Here is a 21,654-nt window from a genome sequence, read left to right on the forward strand (position 1 = left end):
TCGCTGTGTGCGACATCAAGACCACGGACCGGGAGGGGCGCCGGTAAGGCGGCCCGCCGGGCGAGGAGGCAGAGCATGAGCGAGCGGGACGAGGCAAACGGGGTCACCGACCTCGCGGTGCGCCGACGTGACTCCCTGGGGCTGACCCCGAGGCAGCGCAAGATCCTTGAGGTGATCCGCGACTCGGTGCAGCAGCGCGGCTATCCGCCGTCCATGCGCGAGATCGGCGAAGCCGTGCAGTTGACGAGCACGTCCAGCGTGTCGCACCAGTTGACCGCCCTGCAGCGCAAGGGCTATCTGCGGCGTGACCCACACCGCCCGCGCGCGCTTGAGGTCCGCCTGCCGGGCGAGCCGGTGCTCTGGGTCGACCCCGACGCCTCCAACGACGAGTCGCCCGTCAGCCGGCCCACCGCCGCCTACGTCCCGCTCGTGGGCCGCATCGCCGCCGGTGGCCCAATCCTCGCCGAGGAGAGCGTCGAGGACGTCTTCGCGCTGCCCAAGCAGCTTGTCGGCGAGGGCACGCTGTTCCTCCTCCAGGTCGCCGGTGACTCGATGATCGACGCCGCCATCGCCGACGGCGACTGGGTCGTGGTCCGCCAGCAGCCGGTCGCCGAGAGCGGCGACATCGTGGCCGCCATGATCGAGGGCGAGGCCACGGTCAAGACGTTCAAGCGCAAGGACGGCCACGTCTGGCTGGTGCCGCACAACCCCAACTACGAGCCCATCCCGGGCGACGAGGCCAGCGTCCTGGGCAAGGTCGTAGCGGTCCTGCGCCGCCTCTGACCTTCGACGCCGGCCCGGGCCTACCCTCTTGCCCGAGCCGGTCGCCACGAGCCCCCTCCCGGCGTGCCCGCGGATGCCCCCTCCTGCATCCGCGGCACGCACGCTTTCCGCTGCCTCTGTACGCCCCGGCTCACCCCTGGCCCCCACCTACCGACGACGGAGCCAGCCCGGCCCCAGGTGCGGCCCAGGCCCGCCCCTGCCCTTCGCCCGCGGCCCCCGTCCCAGTCGCCGCCCCATCCCTCGGTCCCGGCCTCAGGCGCCGCCCACGCCAGACGCGGCCCCGGCCCAAGGCGCGGGCCCCGGCCCAAGGCGCGGCCCCGGCCTCAGTCGCCGCCCCGGGGTCCCCGCCGCAGGCCCAGCCCCAGCCGCCGCCGCAGGCCCAGTCCGGCCGCCGCACGTGCCACTGCCGCACGCACCCCATGCCGCACGCTGCCGCCGCCGCACGGTGCCCCTGCCGACCCTCATGCCCTCCCCCTCACGCGCTCTCTCCTCGTGCCCTCTCTCCTCCGATTCCCCGGCCTGTGCTCCAGCCTGAAGTCCGGCGGGAGATGAGCGTGGTCCTCGTACTAGGGGGCACCTCGCGGCTGCCTGTGCCCATCCCTGTGCGGCTTCTCTCGTTCGGACCGGCGGGCGTGTGCTCGGGGGTGGTGCATCTAGGTGCACCCTGGTCCGGTAGGCAGGGCGATTCCGCGTCCCACAGGGGCTTCGTAGCGTCGGTTGCATGGACAAGAGCAAGGTGGGCGGGTTCGCTCTGTGGGTGCTGCAGGTGGTCGCGGCGGGCTGGTTCGTGATGGGGGCGTTGGCGAAGTTCGCCGGGGCGGAGCCTGCGGCGTCGACGTTCGAGGCGATCGGCTGGGGGGACTGGTTCCGGCAGCTGGTCGGGGTGCTGGAGGTGGCGGGGGCCGTGGCGCTGCTGGTGCCGGCGCTGGCGGGGCTCGCGGGGCTGGCGTTCGTGGGGCTGATGGCGGGGGCCGTCGTGACGGAGGCGTTCGTGTCCGGGGGCAGTGTGGTGCTGCCGTTGGCGCTCCTCGTGGTGAGCGGTGTGATCGCGTGGGGGCGGCGGCGGAGTACGGCGCGGCTGCTGCGCCGTCTCACCTCGGCGAGGTGAGACGGCGCCCCGCGCCGTAGAGGCCGCTGGGCACGGTCAAGGCCGCTGGGGGTGCTTTCAAGGCTGCTGGGCGCGGTGAAGACTGCTGGGGGTGGTGAAGGACGCTGGGTGAAGTAGCCCCTGGTCCGCCGCTGGGCGAGGTGGAGGCCTCTGGGCGAGGGGAAGGCCGAGGCGGCCGCCCTTGGCGACGTGAGGCGCGAGAAGGCCGGTCGGCCTGAGGGGACGGACCGGCTCGATGGACGGACCGGCTCAGTGGACGGACCGGCTCGATGGACGGACCGGCTCAGTGGACGGACCGGCTCGGTGGACGGACCAGCTCGGTGGACGGACCAGCCCGGCGGACGGACCAGCCCGGCGGACGAATCCGGATGTTTCTACACTGATCGGGTGAGCAACGCATTCGTGGGCAAGGACTTCAAGGCATCCAATGACGGACTGAAGTGGGCGAAGGCCGCCCCGGGGGTGATTCCCGCCTGGGTGGCCGACATGGACCTCCGCACGGCCCCGGCGGTGCGTGAGGCGCTGCGGCGGCGGGCCGACGGGGACCTGGGCTACCCGGTGTGGCTGGACAGCCCGCAGTGCGAGCCGCTGGCGGAGGCGTTCGCGGAGCGGATGGCCGCACGGTTCGGCTGGGCGGCGGACGCGGGATCGGTGCGCACGTACTCCGACCTGAACCAGGCCCTGCAGGTGCTCCTGCACGTCTGCACCGAGCGGGGTGACGCGGTGGCGCTGCACACTCCGGCCTATCACCCGTTCCTGGGCACGCTGGAGTCGATGGGCCGGCCGCTGCGGCCGGTGCCGATGGTGGCGGACGGGGATTCGTGGCGGTTCGAGGTGCCGGATCTGGCGGGATGCCGGGTGCTGCTGCTGGTCAATCCGCACAATCCGACCGGCAGGGTGTTCACCCGGGCGGAGCTGGAGGAGCTGGCGGAGCACGCGGAGCGGCACGACCTGCTGGTGATCTCGGACGAGATCCACGCCGACCTGGTGTACGAGCCGCACCGGCACATCCCGTTCGCGACGATCCTGCCGAACCGTACCGTGACGCTGACGTCGGCCACGAAGGCGTTCAACCTGGGCGGGATCCGCTGCTCGGTGGCGCACGTGGGCGCGCCGGCGGCGCGTAAGGCGCTGGACGCGCAGCCGGAGTTCGTGTTCGGGTCGCCGAGCGTGTTCGGCGTGGAGGCGACGGTCGCGGCGTGGAGGCACGGCGACGCGTGGCTGGAGGAGACGCGGGCGCTGCTGGACCACAACCGGCACCTGATCGCGTCCGGCCTGCCGGAGGGCGTCACGTACCGGGTGCCGGAGGCCACCTATCTGGCGTGGCTGGGTTACGACCGGCCGGGGATGGCGGAGGTGCTGGAGCGGGAGGCCCGGGTGCTGCTGAGTGACGGGACGGCGTTCGGGCCGGGCGGGGAGACGTTCGTCCGGCTGAACTTCGCGACCGGCCGGCCCGTTCTGGAGGAGATCCTGCGTAGGATCGGCTCGGTGACGGTATGATCGTCATTCCTCACTCCGCGTAACCCCCAGCCGAGGATGAATGACGACAGAGCCACGCGACGACGACGACCCCGCGGTCAAAGCCGCGCGCGAGGGGCGCAACGGGCAGATCCTGGCCGCGGTGATCACCGCGTTGGCGGGCGTGGTCGTGGCCTACATGACCTACCTGGCCGGTAAGGACGAGGGGGCCAGCCAGGCGGCGCAGGTGACGCCGTCGCCGGCGGCCACGGTGACGATCACCGCGACGGCGACCATCACGGAGCCGGCGGGCACGTCGCCGGAGCCGGGCCGGTCGGCGCTCACGGAGGGCGCCCTCCTCTTGTCGAGCCTGACCCCGACCGAGTCCGCGCCGATCAAGGGCACGCAGCGGATCGGCGGGCACACCTACCGGCACAGCCTCGGCTTCGCGACCGACTGCGGGACGAACATGGCGACGACGGTCTTCCCGCTCGGCAAGGGCTACCAGCGGTTCGAGGCCACGGTGGGGCTCGCCGAGGCCGAGGACAGTGAGCAGGCGGTGACGTTCACGGTCTTCGCCGACCGGGACGAGGACGGCCAGCCCGACTCCGACGAGGAGGTCGGCTCGGTCGCCGCCCAGCTCAAGCGGCCGGCGACGATGGACGTGACCCTCGACGGGGCGAGCGTCGTGATCCTGCGGACGGAGGCCGAGACCTGCTTCACCTCGACCGCCGTGTGGGGCGACCCTCGGGTGTCGTGAGGGCCGCCGTGTGGGGCGACCCTCGCGTGTCGTGAGGGCCGCCGGGCAGGGCGACCGTCGGGCGTCGTCGTGAAACCGGCCGTACGGGGCGCCCCGCATGCCTCGGGTCAGGGCAGAGGCGGCAGGTCCGGGGCGGTGGCCGCCGGGGTCTCCTCCAGCGCGGCGAGCGCGAGCTCGACGGCCTTCTCCAGTTGCGGGTCGCGCCCGGCGACGCGGTCCTGCGGGGTGATGACGACCTCGATGTCGGGGTCGACGCCGTGGTTCTCCACCCCCCACCCGGGCCCTTCGAGCCAGAACGAGTAGCGCGGCTGCGTGACGGCGGTGCCGTCGACCAGCGAGTAGCGGGAGTCGATGCCGATCACGCCGCCCCAGGTGCGGACGCCGACGAGCGGGCCGATGGCGCGGTTCTTGATCCCGGCGCTGACGATGTCGCCGTCGGATCCGGCGTACTCGTCGGTGACGGCGACGACGGGGCCGCGCGGCGAGTCCTCGGGGTAGCGCATCGGCTGGTTGCCGCGCACCTGGATCCAGCCGGTGACCCGGCGTGACAGCTTCTCCAGCACGAGCTCGGAGACGTGCCCGCCGCCGTTCTCGCGCACGTCCACGACCAAACCCTCGCGGGCCATCTCCGTCCGCAGGTCGCGGTGGAACTGCGCCCACCCGGCGGCGACCATGTCGGGCACGTGCAGGTAGCCGAGCCGGCCGCCGGACGCCTCGCGGACGTAGGCGCGCCGGTTCTCCACCCAGTCGTGGTAGCGCAGCCGGAGCTCGTCGGCGATGGGCGTCACCACGACCTTGCGCGGCTCGCCGCCGGTGCCGGCCCGTACGGTGAGCTCGACGGGGTGGCCCGCCGTGCCCGCGAGCAGGGGCAGCGGGCCGCGCGCCGGGTCGACGGGCCGGCCGTTGACTGCGACGATCGCGTCACCTGCGCGGACGGCGACGCCGGGCGCGAGCAGCGGCGAGCGGGCGTCGTGGTCGGAGGTCTCGCCCGGCAGGATGCGAGCGACGCGCCAGGTGCCGTCGTCGTCGCGGGACAGGTCGGCGCCGAGCAGGCCCTGGCGGCGGCGCGGGTCGACGGGGGCGCCGTTGGCGATGGCGTAGGCGTGGGAGGTGCCGAGCTCGCCCTGCACCTCCCAGAGCAGGTCGACCAGCTCGGAGTGGGAGCCGATCCGCTCGACCAGCGGCTCGTAGCGGTCGAGCACGGCCTGCCAGTCGACGCCGTTCATGTCGGCGCGCCAGAAGTGGTCGCGCATGAGCCGCCCGGCCTCGCGGTAGCCCTGCCGCCATTCGGCGACGGGGTCGAGCTGGACGGAGACCCGGTCGAGGTCGATGGTGACGACGTCGTCGCCGTCTCCGGCCGGGCGGGTCTGGAGGCCGTTCTTGCCGTTGAGGACGAGGCGGGTACCGTCGCCGCTCACCTCGAAGGCGCGGATCTCCTTGCCGAGCTCGGACTTGGCGCGCTTGGCCAGGTCGTAGCGCTCCAGGACGACCTCGCCGGTCTGCTCGGTGCCGTCGCCGAGCTGGCCGGACAGCGGGTGGCGCAGCCAGAGCAGCGCGTCCTTGGCGGTGCGCAGGTTGCTGTAGCGGGCGGCGGGCACCGGGACGGGCACGACGCGGGAGGCGAGCCCTTCGGGGTCGACCTCGGTGCGCGGCGGTGTGTCGTCCTTGTCCTTCTTCTTCTCCTCCGGCGTGGGGTGGTCGTCCTCGCCGTTGAAGCCGCGCCCCTGGAGGCTCGGGTCGAACGGGGAGGGCGTGCCGGCGCGCAGCGGCACCAGGTACGGCCGGCAGCCGGCGGGGAACGACAGGTCGAAGACGTGCGCGTCGTAGACCGGGTCGAAGGTGCGCACCGACAGGAACGCCAGGTGCTTGCCGTCCTTGGTGAAGACGGGGTCGTAGTCGGCGAAGCGGAGCGGCGTGACCTCGATGACGGAGGTGCCGTCGAGGCGGCCCATCTTGATCTGCGAGAGCGGGTTGTGGTGCGGGTGCACCCAGGCGAGCCAGGCGGAGTCGGGCGAGAACGTCAGCCCGCTGATGTCGCCGTAGCCGGTGCGGTCGAGCTCGCGCAGGTCGCCGGTCTCCAGGTCGGCGACGAGGAGCCGGCCGTCGTGGGTGGCGACGGCGGCGTGCTTGCCGTCGGGGGCGGCCTCCAGTTCGAGGACGCGGCCGAGCTCGCCGGCGGCCAGGGTGCGGATCTCGCCGCCGGGCGTGCCGATCTCCAGGCCGTCCTCGCCGGTGGCGTCGGAGACCCAGATCGCGCGGCCGTCGGAGCCGAGGGCGCGCGGCAGGCGGACGCGGACGCCGGGCTCGACGCGCAGCGCGCCGGCGGGGCCGTCGCGGTGGGTGAGCCAGTGGGCGGTGCCGCGGATCTCGACGGCGCTCGCACGCCCGGACGTGTCGGGTGAGAAGCCGCCGACGCGGGCGGGGGCGGGCCGCCGGGCGCGGGCCGGCCGGGGGCCGCCGAGGCGGATGTCGAGCGGGTACGGCTCGGCGTCCAGGCTTTCCAGCAGCCACAGGTCGCCGGCGTGGGAGTAGACGACGCGCTCGCCGTCGGTGGCGGCGTGGCGGGCGTAGAACGCGTCGTGTGAGCTGTGGCGGCGCAGGTCGGAGCCGTCGGGCAGGGCGGAGTAGAGGTTGCCGGTGCCGTCGGTGTCGGCGAGGAAGGCGATGCGGTCGCCGATCCACATGGCGGCCCAGTGCTGGGCGGCGCTGTCGGCGAACAGCCGGGTGAACTCGCCGGTGCCGTCGGCGTCGATCCAGATCTTGCCCGCGGTGCCGCCCCGGTAGCGCTTCCAGGCGGACGGCTCGCGCCACATCGGCGACACGGTGACCACGCGATCGCCGCTGGTGGACAGGTCGCTCACCCAGCCGTACGGCAGGCGGGTGGCGGGGCCGCCGTCGAGCGGGATCTCGTACGCCCACGTCCTGTTGCGCCCGCCCTGGCCGGTGGCGCTGATCGCGCGGGGCCTGCCGTCGTCGCTCCAGCCGCGCGCCTGCGTGGAGGCGGAGCCCCAGTGGGTGAGCCGCTCGCCCTCGCCGCCGTCGAGCTCGGCCGCGAACACCTCGGGGGCGCCTTCGCGGGTGCTGGTCCAGGCGATGCGGCTGCCGTCGGGGGAGAAACGCGGGGCCGAGACGGGGGTCCGGTCGGCGGTGAACCGCCAGGCCCGGCCGCCGGTCACGGGGGCGAGCCAGACATCGTCGTCGGCGACGAAGGTGACGAGGTCACCGTTTAGGTGCGGGAATCTCAGGTAAGCGCCAGTTGTCACAGCTGAACACTAATGCGCAGCCCATCGAACCGTAGAGGATAATTTCCGCGCTCAGCGGACAGCCGCGCACGTCAGGGGCAGGAGCACGGCATGAGACTCTGCGCACGCGCTCACCAGATGCCGCCCAGGATCGCCGCCGGGGCGATCATCCTGAACTCCGGCCTGTCCAAGGCGCACGCCGACGAACAGACCGCCGCCGGGGTGCACGGGATGGCGACCGTCCCGTATCCGTTCCTGGGCAAGCTGGAGCCGCAGCGGTTCGTCAAGCTGCTGTCGAAGGCCGAGATCGCGCTCGGCGCCGCCCTGCTGCTGCCCGTGGTGCCGTCGCTGCTGGCCGGGGTGGCGCTGACCGGGTTCGCGGGCGGGCTGATCGGGCTCTACCTGAAGACGCCGGGCCTGCGCCAGGAGGGCAGCCTGCGCCCGTCGCAGGAGGGCATCGGCATCGTCAAGGACATCTGGCTGCTGGGCATCGGGCTCGGCCTGGTGGTGGAGGAGCTGGCGGACCATCATTGATCTCCACCGGCCGGTAACTAGCCTGTACGAAGCCGGGTAGTCCGGACATCATGGCAGAATTCGGCTACACCCTGATGTGCGAGCAGACGCCCGCCCGGCAGCTCGTCGACTTCGCCGCCCGGGCCGAGCAGGCGGGCTTCGACTACGCGGTCATCTCCGACCACTACTTCCCGTGGGTCGAGGAGATGGGCCATTCACCGTACGCCTGGTCGGTGCTCGGCGCCGCGGCCCAGGCCACCGCCCGGCTGCCGCTCATGACGTACGTGACCTGCCCGATCATGCGTTACCACCCGGCGGTGGTGGCGCAGAAGGCGGCCACGATGGGCGTGCTGAGCGGCGGCCGGTTCACGCTCGGCCTCGGCGCGGGCGAGAACCTCAACGAGCACGTCATCGGCGAGGGCTGGCCGTCCGCCGACGTGCGCCACCGCATGCTGCGTGAGGCCGTGCAGATCATCCGCGAGCTGTTCGGCGGCGGCTACGTCACCTACCAGGGCGAGTTCTACGACGTCGACTCGGCCAAGCTGTACGACCTGCCCGAGGAGCCGGTGCCGATCGCGATCGCCGCCTCGGGCTCCAGCTCGGCGCGGCTCGCCGCCGAGTACGGGGACATCCTGGTCATCAACGACCCGATGCCCGAGGTGGTCAGCGCGTTCGCCGACGCCGGAGGCTCGGGCAAGCCGGTGTACGGGCAGCTCGCGCTCTCCTACGACACCGACGCCGAGGCGGCCAAGGAACGCGCGCACCGGCTGTGGCGCTGGTCGGGCGTCGGCGGCTGGAAGGTCATGGCCGAGCTGCCCGGCCCGGTCAACTTCGCGGCCGCCGCCTCGACCGTACGCCCCGACGACGTCGCGCAGAGCGTGCCGTGCGGCAACGACGTGGACGCGGTCGTGGAGGCGGTGCGCGCCTATCTCGACGGCGGCTACACCCACGTCGCGCTCGTGCAGATCGGCGCCGACCAGCAGGAGCCCTTCTTCGCCTGGGCGGAGAAGGACCTCCTGCCGGCCCTGCGCCGGCTGTGAGCGTCAGGGGACGATGTTGACCAGCTTGGGCGCCCGGACGATCACCTTGCGCGGGGTGCCCTGGAGGTAGCCCTGGACCTTCTCGGAGGCCAGGGCCAGCTCGCGCAGCTCGTCCTCGGAGATGCCGGGCGGGACCTCCAGCCGCTCGCGCACCTTGCCCGCGACCTGCACGACGCAGGTGACCGACTCCTGGACGAGCAGCGCCGGGTCGGCGACCGGCCAGCCTGCCTTGGCGACGGTGCCGCCGGTGTGGCCCAGCCGCTCCCAGCCCTCCTCGGCGGTGTAGGGGGCGACCAGCGACAGCATGACGGCCAGCGCCTCGGCGGCCTCGCGCACCGCCGGGTCGGCGGCGCCGGGGCCGGAGTCGATCGCCCGGCGGGCGGCCGTGGTCAGCTCCATCATGCGCGCCACCGCGACGTTGAAGCGGTAGGACTCGACCAGCTTGGTGACCTCGTCGATGGTCCGGTGGGTGATCTTGCGCAGCTCCAGGTCGCCGCCCTCGAAGGAGACGCCCGGCTCGCTGGCCGTCTCGTCCATCACCCGGAAGGCGCGGGCCAGGAACTTCTGCGACGCCGCCGGCGACACGTCGGCCCAGTCGATGTCGTCCTCCGGCGGGCCGGCGAACACCATCGTCAGGCGGACCGCGTCGACGCCGTAGTCGTCGATCTGCTGGCCCAGGTCGACGCCGTTGCCCAGGGACTTCGACATCGCCTTGCCGCCGTTGATCACCTGGCCCTGGTTGAGCAGCCGCAGGAACGGCTCGGTGAAGCTCACCATGCCCATGTCGTGCAGGACCTTGGTGAAGAAGCGCGAGTAGAGCAGGTGCAGCACCGCGTGCTCGACACCGCCCACGTACTGGTCGATGGGGCCCCACTTGCGGACCTGCTCGACGTCGAACGGGCCCTCGGTGTAGCCGGGCGAGCAGTAGCGCAGGAAGTACCAGGACGAGTCGACGAAGGTGTCCATGGTGTCGGTGTCGCGCTTGGCCGGGCCGCCGCACTTGGGGCACTCGACGTTGACCCAGTCGGTGGCGCTGGCCAGCGGGGAGACGCCCTTGGGCGACAGCGCCTCGCCGCGCAGGTCGGGCAGCGTGACCGGCAGCTGGTCGTCGGGGACGGGCACCTCGCCGCAGTCGCCGCAGTGGATGATCGGGATCGGCGTGCCCCAGAACCGCTGCCGCGACAGCAGCCAGTCGCGCAGCCGGAAGTTGACCGCGCCTGCGCCCTTGCCGTCGACCTCCAGGATCTCGATGATCTTGGCGATGGCCTCGGCCTTGGTCAGGCCGTCGAGCGGGCCGGAGTTGACCAGCCGGCCCTCGCCGGGCGTGGCCTCGCCGGTCTCGCCGGGGTCGGCCAGCCCGGTGTGCACGACGACCTTGACCGGCAGCCCGAACTTGCGGGCGAAGTCGAGGTCGCGCTGGTCGTGGGCGGGCACGGCCATGATGGCGCCGTGGCCGTAGTCGGACAGCACGTAGTCGGCGGCCCAGACGGGGATGCGCTCGCCGTTGACCGGGTTGATCGCGTGGCGGCCCAGGAAGACGCCGGTCTTCTCCTTGTCGGTGGACAGCCGCTCGATGTCGCTCAGCTTGGCGACCTCGGCGCGGTAGGCCTCGAACGCGGGGCGCTGCTCGTCGGTGACGATCTCGTCGGCCAGCGCGGCGTCGACCGCGACCACGAAGAACGTGGCGCCGAACAGCGTGTCGGGGCGCGTGGTGTAGACGTGCACGGGCTCGTCGCGGCCCTCGATCTGGAACAGCACGTCGGCGCCCTCGGAGCGGCCGATCCAGTTGCGCTGCATGGTCATGACGCGCTCGGGCCAGCCGCCTTCGAGCTGGTCCATGTCGTCCAGCAGGCGCTGCGCGTAGTCAGTGATCTTGAAGTACCACTGCGTCAGCTCGCGCCTGACGACGTCCGCGCCGCACCGCTCGCACTTGCCGGCCACGACCTGCTCGTTGGCCAGCACGGTCTGGTCGTTGGGGCACCAGTTGACCAGGCCGCCCTTGCGGTAGGCCAGGCCGCGCTCGAAGAAGCGGTTGAACAGCCACTGGTTCCAGTGGAAGTAGTCGGCGTCGCTGGTGTGCAGGCGGCGCGACCAGTCGAAGGAGATGCCGTAGCGCTTGAACGAGTTGGCCTGCGTCTCGATGTTGGCGTAGGTCCACTCCGCGGGGTGGGCGTTGCGCTTGATCGCGGCGTTCTCGGCGGGCAGGCCGAAGGAGTCCCAGCCGATGGGGTGCAGGACGTTGTAGCCGCGCTGGAACCAGTAGCGCGCGACCACGTCGGCGATCGCGAACACCTCGCCGTGGCCCATGTGAAGGTCGCCGGAGGGGTAGGGGAACATGTCGAGCATGTAGCGCCGCTCGCGCGGGTCGGCGGCGTCCTCGCTCGCCCGGAACGGGTCCAGCTCCTCCCATCGCTGCTGCCATTTGGCCTGCAGCGCCTGCGGGTCGTACTCACTCACGGCGGTTGTCCTTCTGATTGACTCGGACCCATAGAAAAACCCCTCGTATGCAGGACGAGGGGCAGCCGCGACGGCGAGATCTTCAGGGCCGTCGCGGCCCGCTAAGAAGCAGGGTCGCGGAACGCATAGGTCAAGCCTAGCGCACCTCTTCAACCGAATGCAGGCGCTCAAGCGGCGCGGGCGGGCACAATGGAGCCTTCAGGCCGGTGAGACCTGATGGTGATAGATCCGTTGTGACCTCATATGTCCCATTAGAATACTCTCGTCGCCGTGGTGCATTCAGCTGAGCCGGAACGACCGGAGGCCGACCTGCCCCAGCAGGATCCGCCGACCGATCCGCACGGCTTCGCCCGTTTCCCTGCGAAGCCGGCTGGGTCTCCTGGAAAATCCCATGAGATCATGCACAGCACGTCGAATCCGGACATAACCACAGGAGGGCCGGCAGCAATGGCAACGGAGCATTCCGGAGCACCTCACCTGCCACCGTCCTGGCCCGAGGCCCCGCGCGAGGATGTCCCGACCTCCTGGCCCGAAACGCCTCCGGCGGCCCAGCAGCCGCCCACCGCCTGGCCCGAGGCTCCCCCCGCCGCCGCATGGCCCGAGCCGCCCGGCCGGTCGTCGCAGCCCGAGCAGTTCTCCTGGGCCGACGCCACCCGGCCCGAGGCCCAGCCCGCCCGGCGCGACGCCGAGCCGGTGCCGACGTCCTGGCCCACCACCAGACAGCCCTCCTCCGGGCAGCACACCGCTGGGCAGCACACCGCTGGGCAGCCCGCGGACCCGGCGCCCGCGTGGTCGGAGCCGCCCGCCGCGCAGCCCGGCGCCTGGGCGAACCTCAGCTCCCCGGCCCCCTGGCCGCCGCAGGACTCCGCCGCGCCCCGCCACCAGTCCCCCTCGCCGCTGGACACCCCGTACAGCGCGCCCCCGCCCGACCAGCCGGTGGTGCCGACCTCGCAGGCCGCCGACGAGCGCACGATGACGTACTCCCAGGTCCAGGCGCAGGGCCACGCACACCCGCAGGGCCACGGACAGACCCCCGGGCACACGCAATCCCCCGGACACACGCAGCCTCCCGGGCACGGGCAGCCGCACGCCGCGCCCGTCGCCGAGCCGCAGCAGCAGCAGCCGCCGATCCAGCCCCTCGACCAGGCGCACGACCCGCACCAGCAGCCGGGCGAGCACCAGGCGCAGCACGGCAGGCCGGGCGCGAACCTGAGCCGCGACCCGTCCGACCCGGACCGCCCGTTCGTCACGGCCGGCCAGATCAGCGGCTCGCGCACCCCTCCCCCCGAGCGCCAGCAGCAGCTCTGGGACACCGTCTTCGGCGATGACTACAACGAGATGGGCGAGCCCGAGACCCTGGAGGAGGGCAAGCCCATCTGGATCTACGCGCTGGCAGGCTCGGTCGCGATCGCGCTGGTCGCGGGCCTGCTCTGGGCGTTCCTCGCCGGTCCGCTCGCCGGGGCGAAGGAGACGCCGCCCGTCGCGCAGGAGACCACGAAGACGCCGCCGCCCGGACCGCAGAAGACCACCTCGACGATCCCCCGCCTGCCGAAGTTCCCGGGCAAGGCGTCGGGCGTGACGGGCACGCTGCCCGACGCCGCCGCCGGCATCTCCGTCCCGCGCCTCGGCGGCACCTGGCGGCTGGACGAGCGGCCCACGGTGAAGGGCACGTACGGCTTCGAGACCCGCCAGTACGCGATGGTCGGCACCAACCTGGCCGCGCAGGTGCTCACCGGGCCGCTCCCGGAGCGGCTGGCCTCGTCCTACGCCAAGCCGGGCGAGCTGGAGCCGGCGATCAAGGCGGTCGTGGTCGACGCGCGCAAGCGCCTGTTCGAGATGCCCAACCGGGTCAAGAAGATCGCCCAGCAGGAGCTGACCGTGGGCGACGCCAAGGGCATGCTCATCGCGTACGCGCTCACGTCCGCGAGCGAGAAGGCCACGATCGTCACGGCCGCGCTCGACACGGGCGCCGAGCTGCCGGCCGTCGTCTACATGTCGGTCCCGGAGGAGGGCGAGAACCTGCGCCCCGACCTCAACACCGTGATCAACCGGCTGAAGGTGACCGCCCAGGGGTAGGCCCGGACGCTAGAAGGCGCACTCCATGTGCTTGATCCCGTTGATGAAGCTGGAGTGCAGCCGGTCCGGCGTGCCGCCCTCGATGCCGGGGACGCGGCGCAGCAGCTCGCGGAACATCACCGTGATCTCGCGGCGGGCCAGGTGGGCGCCCAGGCAGAAGTGCGGGCCCGGGCCGCCGAAGCCGACGTGCGGGTTCGGGTGGCGGGTGATGTCGAACCGCTCCGGGTCCTCGAACACCGCCGGGTCGCGGTTGGCCGCCCAGTAGTAGAGGACGGCCTTCTCGCCCTTGCGGTAGAGGTGGCCGTTCATCGTGTGGTCGCGGGTGACCTTGCGGCGCATGAAGTTGACCGGCGAGGCGAGGCGGACGATCTCCTCGACGGCCGTGCCGGTGTAGGCCTCCGGGTCGCTCAGCCACAGCGCGCGCTGGTCGGGGTTCGTGGTGAGCAGGCGCAGGCCGTGCGAGATCGCGTTGCGGGTGGTCTCGTTGCCGGCCACGACGAGCAGGATGAAGAACGAGCCGAGCTCCTGAAGGGTGAGCTGCTCGCCGTCGATGTTGGCGTTGACCAGGGACGAGGTCAGGTCGTTCGTCGGGTGTTCGGCGCGGTGCGCGGCCAGGTCCTGGACGAGCTGCTGCAGCTCCATGCCTGCGGTGAGCAGCTTCTCGGCGAGCTGGCCGAGGTCGGGGCCGGTGTATTCGGGGTCGAAGCCGCCGAGGATGATGTTCGACCGGTCGAAGACGAACCCGTAGTCGCGCTCCGGGATGCCCATCATGTCGCAGATGATCTTCAGGGGCAGCCGGGCGGCGACCTCGGTGACGAAGTCGCAGCCGGGACCCTTGGCCAGCAGGTCGTCGACGATCTTGACGGCCGCCGACTCCACGTCGGTCTCGAACTGCTTGATCATCTTCGGCGTGAACGCGCGCGAGACGATCCGGCGCAGGCGGGCGTGCCGGGGATCGTCCATGTTGATCATCGACCCGAAGTACTCGGCGAACTCGGCCGGCATGTCCGGGATGTTCGTCGCGCCGCCCTCCCCCGACGAGAACACCTCCGGGGTGCGGCTGGCCTCGAGGATGTCCGCGTGCCGGACCAGGGCGTAGTAGCCGGGGCCCTTCGGGGCGAACGAGATCTCCGGCTCCTCGAAGAAGGCCGGGCTGTCCAGGCGGCGCAGCCGGTCGAACGCCTCCCGGCGCTCGCCCATGGGCCTGGCCCAGAAATCGCGGTCGGACAGGTCGAAGTCAACGACGCTCATGGGGCCATCATTCGAGCCTCGATACCGGTACGTCAATGCTTTCGACGTACACCGTACGTACGTGGCCGGAAAATGTGTGGCGAGCCGGGCCGGACGGTGGCTACGGTGACCGGCATGACGTTCTTCTTCCTCCTCGGCTAGCGATCCGCCGGCGGGTCGCGGATGACCCACCGCCGGCGATGCGGGACGGCCGGCCGCCGTCCCGGGTCGCTCCATGGGAGAAGGACACGTGCACACCCTTGCCGTGGCCAGGGCGGTGCATGGCATCGAACCCCTGGTCGCAGCTGAGATCCACCGTTCCCGGCTCGGCTCCGTCCGCGGGTTGCGCCATCGCGAGGTCTGGTTCGACACGGCCGACCCCGGCCCCGGGCTGCTGGGGCTGCGGACGGCCGACGACGTGCTGCTGGTGGCGGCCGTGGTGGACGGGGTCGGCCACGGCCGCCTCGCCCTGCGCCGCCTGGCGGCCGCCGCCCGCGCCCTCCGCGCCCTGCCGCCCCGCCCGCTCCCGCACCGGGACGCGGCCGGGGTCGAGGTGTCGGCCACGTTCGTCGGGCGGCGCGCCTACACGCGCCACGACATCGAGGACGCGGTCGGGGCCGAGCTGGGCCGCCGGCTGCGGCTGCCCTACCACTCGCGCGCCGGCGGCGCCGTGCCGCCCGCCGGATGCCTGGCGTTCCGGGTGACGATCCAGGGCGAGCGCGCCGTCATCGGACTGCGCCTGGCGGCCCGGCCCCTGCACCGCCGGCCGTACAAGCTCGGGTCCGTGCCGGGCAGCCTGCACCCGCCGCTCGCCGCCGCCATGGCGGCCCTCGCCCGCCTCGACGGCGCCCGCACCGTGCTCGACCCCTGCTGCGGCGCCGGCACCACCCTCCTCGAGGCCGCCGCCCTCGCCCCCCACGCCCGCTTCCTCGGCCTGGACCACAACCCCGCCGCCATCACGGCCGCCACCACCAACGCCACCCACCTGCACACCGCCCCAACGCTCCCCCTCGCCCCCGCGTACAGTGCGGGCACCCCTGAGGCGGGCACCCACCCAACGCCCACCGTCACCCGCGTCCCGGCGGAGGGGCGCACCGCCGCCGGGGTCGTCTCCAGGGCAGACGGGCCCGTGGCCGGGGCGGGCTACTCCCGTGCGCGCGGCGCAGGCTGGGCGGGCGGGGCGGGGCTTCTGGTTGGCGGGGCCGGTGGTGTCGCTTCCGGTGGGTTCTGGTGGGGGGTGGCGGACGGGGGGCGCGTTCCGCTGGGGGACGGGGTGGTGGATCGGGTGCTGGTGAACCCGCCGTGGGGGCGTCAGGTCGCGGCGGGCGGGCTGCTGGCCGGGGATCCCGGGAGGCTGTGGCGGGAGGTGCGGCGGGTGCTGGCGGCGGACGGGCTGGTGGTGGCGCTGGTGCACGACGGGGTCCCGGACGGCTTCACCGTACGGGAGAGGGTGCGGGTGAGTTTGTCGGGCCGGCACCCGGAGCTGGTCGTGCTCAGCCCCGGGCGGGCCCGAGCCAGGACAGGACGAGGTCGTTGACGGCCGCCGGGCGCTCCAGGTGGAGGAAGTGCCCGGCGCCGGCGACGGGTTCGGCGCGGGAGCCGGGCGGCAGCGCGGCGGCGGCGTCCTTGACCAGGTCGGCGCCGATGCAGCCGTCGCGTTCGCCGTGGAGGTAGAGGATCGGCGTGGCGGCGGCGGCTCCGGCGGCGGGGTGGCGGCCGGAGGGCGGGGCGGCGCCGAGCATGGCCCGGTAGTAGCCGATGGCGGCCGACAGGTGGGCGGGGTCGCCGATGCTGCGGCGGACGAGCTCCAGGTCGTGGGTGGCGTCGTAGCCGGGTGACCAGTCGGCCCAGAGCCCTTCGAGGAACCCGGGCGCCGACGCGGCGGTCTCGGCCAGTCCGGTCTGGAAGAGGAACACGTAGAACGACCGTTTGAGCTGCTCGTAGTGCAGGAAGGCGGCGCGGAGGACGGCGGGCGGCGGGACGGCGAGGGTGACGGCGGCGCGGAAGCGGTCGGCGGTGGCGTACACGGGGACGGCGCCCCAGTCGTGGCCGACGATGACGGCCGAGTCGTCGCCGCCGAGCCGCTCGTGCAGGGCGAGGGCGTCGGCGGCGAGCGCGTCGCCGTCGTAGGCGGCGTCGGCGGGGATCTCCGTGGGCGCGTAGCCGCGCATGAACGGCGCGACGGCGCGGTAGCCACGGGCGGCGAGCGCGGGCACGAGGTGACGCCAGGTGTGTGCGGTGTCGGGGAAGCCGTGCAGGCAGAGCGCGAGCGGCCCGTCCCCGGCGGTGAGGTACGCGAACTCCACCCCGTTGGCGTGGATCGTCCGGATCTCCACGGGTCAGCCTGCCGCGATGAGGTCGGCCGCCTTCTCGCCGATCATGATGGCGGGGGCGTGGGTGTGTCCGCGGTTGAGCGTCGGCATGATCGACACGTCGGCGACCCGGAGCCCGTCGAGGCCGCGCACGCGCAGTTGCGGGTCCACGACGGCGTCCTCGTCGGCACCCATCCGGCAGCTGCCGACCGGGTGGTAGAGGGTCTCGCCGCGCTCGCGCACCCATTGGGCCAGCTCGTCGTCGGTCTCGGGCGCGGTGTAGGGGGGCATCGGGCCGCCGGCGTACGGCTTCATGGCGGCGCTGGCGAACACCTGCTTGGCCACCTTGAGCCCGGCGACGAGCCGTTTCACGTCGGCTTCCTTGGTCAGGTAGCCGGGGTCGACGAGGACTTCGCGGCCGTTGAGCCCGATGCGGCCCCGGCTCTCGGGCTGGAGCAGGATGACGCCGACGGTCAGGCCGTGGCCGGTGGGCGGGGTGAGGCCGTGGTCGATGAACGGGCCGGGCGCGAAGATCAGCTCGATGTCGGGGGCGGGCTCGGCGGGCGTGGTGCGGATGAACGCGACGGCCTCGCCGACGTTCGTGGTGAGCATGCCGGAGCGCAGCACGATGTAGCGGAGCAGGTTGCCCAGCGACTCGGCCTTGGTCAGCGTGACCGGCTGCTTGCAGGCGACGAACACGCCGGACGACAGGTGGTCCTGGAGGTTCTTGCCCACTTCGGGCAGTTCGTGGACGACGGCGATCCCGGCGTCGCGCAGTTCGTCGGCGGCGCCGACGCCGGAGCGCATGAGCAGGTAGGGGGAGCCGATGGCGCCCGCCGACAGGATGACCTCCCGCCGGGCCCTGACCTGGGCGCCGCCGCTGTGCTCGATGCCGACGGCGCGCCTGCCGTCGAAGACGACGCGGTTCACGTCCGCCTCGGTGATCAGGGTGAGGTTGGGGCGTTTGAGCGCGGGGCGCAGGTAGCCGTCGGCGGCGCTCCAGCGGCGGCCGCGGTCCTGGTTGACGGGGGTGGGGCCGTAGCCGTCGTTGACGTGGCCGTTGATCTCGTCGGCGCGCCGCAGGCCGAGCTCGTCGCACGCTCTGAGGAAGGCGGCGGTGGTGACGTTGGGGCTGCGCAGCTCGGAGATGAACAGCGGCCCGTCGGTGCCGTAGACGCCGCCGTGGTTGCTGCCGACCCGGCGCTCGGCGCGTTTGAAGTAGGGCAGCACGTCCTCGTACGTCCAGCCGGGCACGCCCCACTGGTCGTAGTCGAGCGCGCAGCCGCGCACCCACATCTGGGCGTTGATCGACGAGGAGCCGCCGAGGACCCGGCCGCGCGGCCAGTAGAGCTCACGCCCGGCCATCTCACTCTGCTTGGCCGTGGTGTAGTCCCAGTCGTAGCCGGTCTTGAACAGCTTGGCGAAGCCCGCGGGCATGCGGATCTCCAGCTTGTCGTCGCGGCCTCCGGCCTCGATGAGGGCGACGGTCACCGCCGGGTCCGCCGACAGCCTGTTGGCCAGCACGCACCCTGCCGAACCGGCTCCGACGATCACGTAGTCGTACTCCATGGCCACTCCTCAGTGATGTGCTACTTGCTTACTCCAGGCGACGGGGCGCGTCCATACATACTTGTGACCTCTGTTACCTACCAGTCGGTATGGTCAGGCTGACAGGATGTGCCCAAGCACCTGGATGAGGGAGGAAAGGCATGCTCAACCTGTCGAGCGTCCTGGAGGACAGCGCGCGCAACACCCCGGATGCCACCGCGATCGTCTTCGGGGACATGCGACTGCCCTACTCCATGATCGACACGGTGGCCTGCCAGGTCGCGAACCTGCTCGTGTCGCGCGGCATCGGCAAGGGCGACAAGGTGGCGATCGCCTGTCCCAACCTGCCCTACTTCCCGTTCGTCTACTTCGGCATCCTCAAGGCCGGGGCGACGGTGGTGCCGCTCAACGTGCTGCTGCAGTCGCGGGAGATCGCCTACCACCTCGACGACAGCGACGCCAAGGCGCTGTTCTGCTTCGAGGGCACGCCGGAGCTGCCGCTGGGCGAGCGCGGCAAGGCGGGGTTCGAGGCGGCCGAGGGGTGCGAGCACTTCTTCGTGCTGCCCGCCACGGCGCTGGCCACGGAGTCGGAGTACGGCGAGTCGATCTGGGCGGCGCTGGGCGGGATGTCGGGCGAGTTCGAGACCGTGCAGACCGCGCCCGACGACACCGCGGTCATCCTCTACACCTCGGGCACCACGGGCCGCCCCAAGGGCGCCGAGCTCAGCCACCAGAACATGGTCATGAACGTCATGGTCAACGACAAGATGTTCCCGCGCACCGAGGGCGGCGACACCTATCTGGCGGTGCTGCCGCTGTTCCACTCCTTCGGGCAGACGGTCATCCTCAACACCGGTTTCATGCGCGGCGCGACGCTGGTGCTGATGCCGCGCTTCGAGCCGGGTGAGGCGCTGGCCATCATGCGCGCCGAGGGGGTCACGTTCTTCGCGGGCGTGCCGACCATGTACTGGGCCCTGCTCACCAAGATCCACGCCGACGGCGAGGAGGCCCCGTCCACGCTGCGGATCGCGGTGGCGGGCGGCTCGGCCTCGCCGGTCGAGGTGCTCAAGGACTTCGAGAAGACGTTCGGCATCCCGATCCTGGAGGGCTACGGCCTGTCGGAGACCTCGCCGGTGGCGAGCTTCAACCAGCTCGGCCGGCCCACCAAGCCGGGCACGATCGGCACCCCGATCTGGGGCGTGGAGATGCGGCTGGTCGACCCCGACTGGAAGACCGTCGAGGGCGAGGGCCCGGGCGAGATCGCGGTGCGCGGCCACAACGTCATGAAGGGCTACTACGGCCGCCCCGAGGCCACCGCCGAGGTGATGCGCGACGGCTGGTTCCGCACCGGCGACATCGCCACCCGGGACGCCGACGGCTACTACTCCATCATCGACCGGGCCAAGGACATGATCATCCGCGGCGGGTTCAACGTCTACCCGCGCGAGGTGGAGGAGGTCCTCATGGGCCACGAGGAGGTCTCGCTGGCCGCCGTCGTCGGCGTCCCGCACGACTCCCACGGTGAGGAGATCAAGGCGTACGTGATCCGCACCCCGGGATCGTCGCTGACCGAGGACGACCTGATCGCCTGGAGCCGCGAGGCCATGGCGGCCTACAAGTACCCGCGGGTGGTCGAGTTCCGTGACGCGCTCCCGATGACGGCGACGGGCAAGATCCTCAAGCGCGAGCTGCGCTGACGCCGAAACTTTCAGCCGCCGACGCCCTCCCAGCTGCGTGCCGGGAGGGCGTCGTCGTCAGGGCATTGCTCGATCGAAATTTTCTGTCCACACTCGAAATGTTTCAGTTCGAGGGAGAGGAACTCGATGAGCATCAGATCCCGGATCGCGGGAGCCGTGGCGGCGGCCGTGGCAATCGCCGCGGCGGCGCTGGCCCTGGCGCCGCCTGCCGCCTCGGCCCAGCTGACGGAGGTCACCGGCTTCGGCACGAACCCCACCGGCCTGCGCATGCACCTGTACGTGCCCGACGGCGTCGGCGCGCGCCCGGCGGTGCTGGTGGCCGTGCACTACTGCACCGGGTCGGGACCGGCGTTCTACTCCGGCACGGAGTTCGCCTCGCTGGCCGACCGGCACAAGTTCATCGTCATCTACCCGTCGGCCACCAGAAGCGGCTCCTGCTACGACGTCTCCTCGCCGCAGGCGCTGCGGCACGACGGCGGCAGCGACCCGGTCGGCATCGTGTCCATGGTCCGCTGGGTCGAGCAGCGCTACGGCGCCGACCCCGGCCGCACCTACGCGGTGGGCGCCTCGTCCGGCGGCATGATGACGAACGTGCTTCTCGGCGCCTACCCTGACGTGTTCGAGGCGGGCGCGTCGTACATGGGCGTGCCGTTCGGCTGCTTCGCCACCACCGACGGGTCGAGCTGGAACAGCGCGTGCGCCAACGGCCAGATCAGCCGGACGCCGCAGCAGTGGGGCGACCTGGTCCGCGCCGCCTACCCGGGCTACGGCGGCGCCCGGCCGCGCATGCAGATCTGGCACGGCACCGAGGACAGCACGCTGCGCTACCCGAACTTCCAGGAGCAGATCAAGCAGTGGACGAACGTCCACGGCCTGAGCCAGACGCCCGCCCGCACCGACCAGCCGCAGCCGTCCTGGACCAGGACCCGCTACGGCGGCACCGGCACGAACGTGGCCGTCGAGGCCGTCAGCCTCCAGGGCGTGGGCCACAGCCTGCCGGTCGGCGGGATGGCCGGGGCCACGATCGACTTCCTCGGCCTGTCGGAGCCCGGCCCGACGACCTCCCCGAGCATCACGCCCACGGCCACGACCACGGCGACGCCGCCGCCGGGCGGGTGCCGCGTCACGTACACGATGAGCACCTGGAACACCGGGTTCACGACCGCGGTCACCATCACGAACACCGGCTCCACCCCGGTGTCGGCCTGGTCGCTGGCCTTCACGCTGCCGCAGGGGCAGAGCGTCACGGGCGCGTGGAACGCCACGCTGTCGCCGTCGAGCGGCCAGGTGACGGCCAGGAACGTCGCCTACAACGGGGCGATCGCGCCGGGCGCGTCGGCGTCGTTCGGCTTCCAGGCGACCCACTCGGGCGACACCGCCGAGCCGGCCGCCTTCACCCTCAACGGCTCCCCCTGCGCGACGGCCTGACC

The 21,654-nt window shown here is 72.3% G+C and carries 16 protein-coding genes; 10 read left to right on the top strand and 6 right to left on the bottom strand.

Features of this window, described 5'->3' with window-relative positions; genetic code table 11:
* The first annotated feature begins 75 nt into the window (after positions 1 to 75).
* From lexA to AB0G11_RS25155, 4 genes are all read left to right on the top strand, one after another.
* Positions 76 to 783 carry a transcriptional repressor LexA gene (lexA, locus tag AB0G11_RS25140; RefSeq protein ID WP_357588561.1) on the top strand — a complete coding sequence of 236 codons (708 nt, stop codon included), beginning with the start codon at positions 76 to 78 and terminating at the stop codon, positions 781 to 783.
* A gap of 721 nt (positions 784 to 1,504) precedes the next feature.
* Positions 1,505 to 1,891 (top strand): DoxX family protein, encoded by a 387-nt coding sequence (locus tag AB0G11_RS25145; RefSeq protein WP_357588563.1) that lies wholly within the window; start codon positions 1,505 to 1,507, stop codon positions 1,889 to 1,891.
* A gap of 387 nt (positions 1,892 to 2,278) precedes the next feature.
* A complete protein-coding gene (locus AB0G11_RS25150; RefSeq protein ID WP_357588565.1) occupies positions 2,279 to 3,391 on the top strand; it encodes an aminotransferase class I/II-fold pyridoxal phosphate-dependent enzyme in 1,113 nt (370 codons plus the stop codon).
* Between the two features lie 40 nt (positions 3,392 to 3,431).
* The gene (locus tag AB0G11_RS25155) at positions 3,432 to 4,109 is read left to right on the top strand and encodes an NPCBM/NEW2 domain-containing protein (RefSeq protein WP_219508332.1); all 678 of its coding nucleotides are present in this window, start codon (positions 3,432 to 3,434) and stop codon (positions 4,107 to 4,109) included.
* 107 nt (positions 4,110 to 4,216) lie between these two features.
* Here AB0G11_RS25155 and AB0G11_RS25160 read toward each other — a convergent pair whose 3' ends face one another.
* Entirely contained in the window at positions 4,217 to 7,372 is a 3,156-nt protein-coding gene (locus AB0G11_RS25160) for a PDZ domain-containing protein (protein WP_357588567.1), read from the bottom strand.
* 90 nt (positions 7,373 to 7,462) lie between these two features.
* Between AB0G11_RS25160 and AB0G11_RS25165 the strand changes: the two genes are divergently transcribed.
* Both AB0G11_RS25165 and AB0G11_RS25170 read left to right on the top strand, forming a co-directional pair.
* Positions 7,463 to 7,885, top strand: coding sequence for a hypothetical protein (locus tag AB0G11_RS25165; RefSeq protein WP_357588569.1), 423 nt, complete (start codon positions 7,463 to 7,465; stop codon positions 7,883 to 7,885).
* Positions 7,886 to 7,935: 50 nt separating this feature from the next.
* Complete coding sequence (locus AB0G11_RS25170; RefSeq protein WP_357588571.1) at positions 7,936 to 8,904, top strand: TIGR03557 family F420-dependent LLM class oxidoreductase; 969 nt, start codon at positions 7,936 to 7,938, stop codon at positions 8,902 to 8,904.
* 3 nt (positions 8,905 to 8,907) lie between these two features.
* On the opposite strand, the gene leuS is transcribed toward AB0G11_RS25170, so the two are convergent.
* Positions 8,908 to 11,361, bottom strand: a complete 2,454-nt coding sequence (leuS, locus tag AB0G11_RS25175; protein WP_219508328.1) for a leucine--tRNA ligase — start codon at positions 11,359 to 11,361, stop codon at positions 8,908 to 8,910.
* Between the two features lie 447 nt (positions 11,362 to 11,808).
* Between leuS and AB0G11_RS25180 the strand changes: the two genes are divergently transcribed.
* Complete coding sequence (locus AB0G11_RS25180) at positions 11,809 to 13,437, top strand: hypothetical protein (RefSeq protein ID WP_357588573.1); 1,629 nt, start codon at positions 11,809 to 11,811, stop codon at positions 13,435 to 13,437.
* Between the two features lie 9 nt (positions 13,438 to 13,446).
* Here AB0G11_RS25180 and AB0G11_RS25185 read toward each other — a convergent pair whose 3' ends face one another.
* Complete coding sequence (locus AB0G11_RS25185; RefSeq protein WP_357588575.1) at positions 13,447 to 14,688, bottom strand: cytochrome P450; 1,242 nt, start codon at positions 14,686 to 14,688, stop codon at positions 13,447 to 13,449.
* A gap of 229 nt (positions 14,689 to 14,917) precedes the next feature.
* Between AB0G11_RS25185 and AB0G11_RS25190 the strand changes: the two genes are divergently transcribed.
* Complete coding sequence (locus AB0G11_RS25190) at positions 14,918 to 16,204, top strand: methyltransferase domain-containing protein (protein WP_357588577.1); 1,287 nt, start codon at positions 14,918 to 14,920, stop codon at positions 16,202 to 16,204.
* On the opposite strand, the gene AB0G11_RS25195 is transcribed toward AB0G11_RS25190, so the two are convergent.
* Both AB0G11_RS25195 and AB0G11_RS25200 read right to left on the bottom strand, forming a co-directional pair.
* Positions 16,161 to 17,003 carry an alpha/beta hydrolase gene (locus tag AB0G11_RS25195; protein ID WP_219508324.1) on the bottom strand — a complete coding sequence of 281 codons (843 nt, stop codon included), beginning with the start codon at positions 17,001 to 17,003 and terminating at the stop codon, positions 16,161 to 16,163. The two genes, AB0G11_RS25190 and AB0G11_RS25195, sit on opposite strands and share 44 nt — an antisense overlap.
* A gap of 3 nt (positions 17,004 to 17,006) precedes the next feature.
* Positions 17,007 to 18,548 (bottom strand): GMC family oxidoreductase N-terminal domain-containing protein, encoded by a 1,542-nt coding sequence (locus AB0G11_RS25200; protein WP_219508323.1) that lies wholly within the window; start codon positions 18,546 to 18,548, stop codon positions 17,007 to 17,009.
* A gap of 140 nt (positions 18,549 to 18,688) precedes the next feature.
* Between AB0G11_RS25200 and AB0G11_RS25205 the strand changes: the two genes are divergently transcribed.
* Complete coding sequence (locus AB0G11_RS25205; protein ID WP_219508322.1) at positions 18,689 to 20,224, top strand: long-chain fatty acid--CoA ligase; 1,536 nt, start codon at positions 18,689 to 18,691, stop codon at positions 20,222 to 20,224.
* An 11-nt stretch (positions 20,225 to 20,235) separates the two neighbouring features.
* Here the strand turns inward: AB0G11_RS25205 and AB0G11_RS25210 are convergent, their stop codons facing one another.
* The gene (locus AB0G11_RS25210; RefSeq protein ID WP_357588579.1) at positions 20,236 to 20,358 is read right to left on the bottom strand and encodes a hypothetical protein; all 123 of its coding nucleotides are present in this window, start codon (positions 20,356 to 20,358) and stop codon (positions 20,236 to 20,238) included.
* On the opposite strand from AB0G11_RS25210, the gene AB0G11_RS25215 reads away from it, so the two are divergent.
* Positions 20,351 to 21,652, top strand: a complete 1,302-nt coding sequence (locus AB0G11_RS25215; RefSeq protein WP_357588581.1) for a PHB depolymerase family esterase — start codon at positions 20,351 to 20,353, stop codon at positions 21,650 to 21,652. The two genes, AB0G11_RS25210 and AB0G11_RS25215, sit on opposite strands and share 8 nt — an antisense overlap.
* Positions 21,653 to 21,654 lie beyond the last annotated feature (2 nt).

The sequence above is a fragment of the Nonomuraea sp. NPDC023979 genome (assembly GCF_040639085.1).
GTDB lineage: Bacteria > Actinomycetota > Actinomycetes > Streptosporangiales > Streptosporangiaceae > Nonomuraea > Nonomuraea ceibae.

Bases quoted from the DNA above. Each gene is read 5' to 3' on its own strand.
- lexA (WP_357588561.1), top strand. From the start codon at position 76: ATGAGCGAGCGGGACGAGGCAAACGGGGTCACCGACCTCGCGGTGCGC.
- AB0G11_RS25145 (WP_357588563.1), top strand. From the start codon at position 1,505: ATGGACAAGAGCAAGGTGGGCGGGTTCGCTCTGTGGGTGCTGCAGGTG.
- AB0G11_RS25155 (WP_219508332.1), top strand. From the start codon at position 3,432: ATGACGACAGAGCCACGCGACGACGACGACCCCGCGGTCAAAGCCGCG.
- AB0G11_RS25165 (WP_357588569.1), top strand. From the start codon at position 7,463: ATGAGACTCTGCGCACGCGCTCACCAGATGCCGCCCAGGATCGCCGCC.
- AB0G11_RS25170 (WP_357588571.1), top strand. From the start codon at position 7,936: ATGGCAGAATTCGGCTACACCCTGATGTGCGAGCAGACGCCCGCCCGG.
- AB0G11_RS25180 (WP_357588573.1), top strand. From the start codon at position 11,809: ATGGCAACGGAGCATTCCGGAGCACCTCACCTGCCACCGTCCTGGCCC.
- AB0G11_RS25185 (WP_357588575.1), bottom strand. From the start codon at position 14,688: ATGAGCGTCGTTGACTTCGACCTGTCCGACCGCGATTTCTGGGCCAGG.
- AB0G11_RS25200 (WP_219508323.1), bottom strand. From the start codon at position 18,548: ATGGAGTACGACTACGTGATCGTCGGAGCCGGTTCGGCAGGGTGCGTG.
- AB0G11_RS25205 (WP_219508322.1), top strand. From the start codon at position 18,689: ATGCTCAACCTGTCGAGCGTCCTGGAGGACAGCGCGCGCAACACCCCG.
- AB0G11_RS25215 (WP_357588581.1), top strand. From the start codon at position 20,351: ATGAGCATCAGATCCCGGATCGCGGGAGCCGTGGCGGCGGCCGTGGCA.
- AB0G11_RS25210 (WP_357588579.1), bottom strand. From the start codon at position 20,358: ATGCTCATCGAGTTCCTCTCCCTCGAACTGAAACATTTCGAGTGTGGA.